Annotated in this window: 1 protein-coding gene; it reads left to right on the forward strand. The window is 42.8% G+C overall.

Annotated features, from left to right (window positions below; all coding sequences use genetic code 11):
* The first annotated feature begins 201 nt into the window (after nt 1–201).
* Nucleotides 202–2,946 carry a DUF1631 family protein gene (locus AAKU64_RS22260; protein ID WP_354335790.1) on the forward strand — a complete coding sequence of 915 codons (2,745 nt, stop codon included), beginning with the start codon at nt 202–204 and terminating at the stop codon, nt 2,944–2,946.
* The last annotated feature ends 241 nt before the right edge of the window (nt 2,947–3,187 follow it).

A 3,187-nucleotide genomic window follows, 5' to 3' on the forward strand; every position in this document is an offset into this window, starting at 1 on the left:
TTTCATCTTGCCAGAAATGGCCGCTCCTTTCTCATCTATTTTGCGCTTCTCGCAATAAAATTACTCTCCGGTGTTTCGTTTTGCAAGAACCTCAAAAGCTCTTATATTTTAAGCGTATTGCAATATACATAACTTCGGTATTTGGTTTATAGTTCGGATTGTTCTCCATGCAAGCTGCCAAGCTTAAATACAAGGAAGAATATGGATCCAAACGAATTACTAGCCAGCACGCGTGCAGAATTTATGCGCGCGTTTTTAGTTGCTGTGCAAAAAACTTTGCCGCGAAGTATAGAGGCTTTATTTGTGCGCGCAGATGCCAGTTACTCATCCGAGCAAGGTCGCTTGCTGAACGCACGAGCGGTGCTCCGAGACAAAGGCGAATCTTTGACCCAGCAAATGGGGAAAAGTATGGAGCAGTTGCTCAATCGTAGTTTTCAAACCACTTACAATACTTTCCGTCCATCATCTGCGTTGACTGCCAGCGCGGACAGCCTCTCTTTAGTGGATTCTTCTGCTTTTGAAGACGAACTACGTATTAACGATATTACTAAAAGGTTTCGCAGCGAGGCTGAAGAGCAGTTGCGCGATCTTAATATTCGAGTAGCATTGTTATTTGGTCAAGACACCATCAAGGAAAGAGAAAATCCTTTTCGCCCTTATTTGTTCTCGCGCTGTATTGCAACTGCAATTGAAAATTTTGGACTCAGCACAGACCTGTCAACGATTTTACTGGAACAATTGGCAGAGAATTTTGCGGTGTTTGTATCGACTGTTTATAACGATGTAAACACGCATTTGGCCAAACATGGTCTGGCGGCGCAATTGCAACTGAAAATAAAAAAATCCCCAACTTCAACTCTACTATCATCGGAAGATGCCTCAATAAGTGATGCGACTGATGACGATGATTTAGAGCAATTGTCCCCGAGCAGTCGATCACGCTTTTCTGATTCTTCTAGCTATAAAATTGATGGTAAGCGGTATGACGTAGACTCTAGAGCTATTTCTACAGACACGCCAAAACGTCGCATGGAGCAATTATTTAATTCTTTGCGTGGGATGACCAACGGTTTATCTACAAGTAACCAGTACTCTGGCTTGGATTCTAATGCCTCTCAACAGCCTCAACCCGTTGACCTCACCGCAGCTAAAGATGCCAAAGAGAGTAAATTTGGCTGGTTGTCAGGTGGGCAGACTGTAGGTAGCGCACTAAGAAAATTTTTCTCTAATGATGCTCCTCTCGAGGATAAGGCCGCCGCAGCCGGGTTTAGAAATAGCGGTATGCATGGAATGCAAAACTCTGGGAGTGAGCTTCAGCCAGATGCCTCGTCCTATGATCCGCGTACTTCTGGTATTAATAGGAGAGAAACTTATAGCGCCGATAATCAGAGCGGCAAGATATACGGTAACGCTACCGATTCGGCTGGTCAAGCAATACCCTCCGCACATAATATCGTTCGTGGTGACGGGGCAGTTAACAACGATACGATTAAAACAGAGTCCAATAATGGTACTCATCTTTCTCAGTCTTTGAGTGGTATGCAGCGATCTTATACGCCCTCTACTGCCGATATACTGGACGGAAAAGGCGAGGTTCGTAATCTTATTTTAGAGCAAAGATCTTCTCTTAATGAAATGACTAAAAATGTCGATGAGCAGATGACTATCGACATTGTCGCGATGCTATTTGAATTTATTTTGCGTGATAATCAAGTCCCGGCCGAGGTTCGCGCGCAGCTAGGACGATTACAATTTTTAGTATTGAAGGTTGCCTTAAGAGATACATCTTTGCTAACTCAAAAGGGACATCCGGCTCGCATGTTGGTCAATCGTATTGGATCAATTTCTTTGGGTTTGAAGCAGCTCGATCCAAGTGGCAAACATATCACCGAAGAAATTTGTCGTATTGTGGAAGCTTTGCTGCAAGACGAGAATGAAAGTCCGTCGTTGTTCGCCAAAATGTTAGACGAATTCGATGCCTTTATTGCCAAAGAGCTTAGGGCTAGTGATAAAAATATTGAGCGCACGATTGATGCTGTTGAGCAAATACAAAATCGCACGCTTCGTTTCGCACACACTGCGGCGCAATTGGGGGAGGCCTTGCAAGGACTGACAATTGATAGTTATTTGCAAGATTTTTTAGAAAATACATGGGTGCATTCAATTGAGCTAGCCGAGCGTAGCGATTCGAAGCGTGCGCGCCGTTATCGCTTGCTAGTACCGGATTTGCTGTGGAGTATTATCCCAAAGCTCAAAGAGGACGACCGAGCGCAATTGTTTGCTTTGCTTCCTATTATTCTGAATACCTTACGTGAAGGCCTTGCATTAATTACTTGGGATTTAATGCAGCAGCAAAAATTATTAAACTGGCTGGTCGATGCGCACACTAATGTATTGCGATCCTCGCATTCTCAGACCTTCACCCATGTACCTACTTTGTCTGCGATTCACGAACATTTTAGTAACTTCGTAAATAACCCTGAAGCTGGTCATAATGAATCTTATGATCCAAGTAATTTGACAAAAAATCAGCACTATTTAGAGCAAGCAATTAAAGACTTGGATTTAAAAGTACAAATGCTTGATCAAATTTTTGATCGAGAATTGCCGGCTGAAGGTAAAGACGTAGATACCGCAGAAACTCAAATTGAACTAAGTCCTGAATACATCCAGGAGAAACTACGTAGCGGAGTCGCACTGGAAATTAATTTAGGTGGTAATCCAAGCATAGGGCGGCTTAATTGGGTAAATCCTAACTTTAGCAATCTTGTTCTTAGTTTAGAGGGACAGAATAAGCCTTCAGTAGTTAGTGCCCGTATGTTTAGGCGAATGATTAGTCACGGAAGAGTTCGTTTTTTGGAAAAAGAGCCACTCTTTGAACGTGCTGTGCAGTTTTTGCTTTTATCAGCAGATCAGATTGATAAGACTAGTAGCCTGAAAAACTAAATATGTATTGAGTCCCTTTTTTAGCCTGATTTTTACCTGATTTAATGCCCCCTCCTTAAAAATATAAACGACGAATTTAGTTATAGTGCAATAATCCGCAACTATTGCATGTATCCATGCAATAGCGCTTGCCAAAGGGAGGGTAGGTTTGCTATAGTTCGGCTCCCGTCGAGAGGCGGGGAAGTAGAGGTAAGAAAGATAGTGAAACACAAGAAGTGAGTACGGAGTTTGAAGGCAGAGA

Origin of the sequence: Undibacterium sp. GrIS 1.8, assembly GCF_040544445.1 — a bacterium.
Classification (GTDB): domain Bacteria; phylum Pseudomonadota; class Gammaproteobacteria; order Burkholderiales; family Burkholderiaceae_D; genus Undibacterium.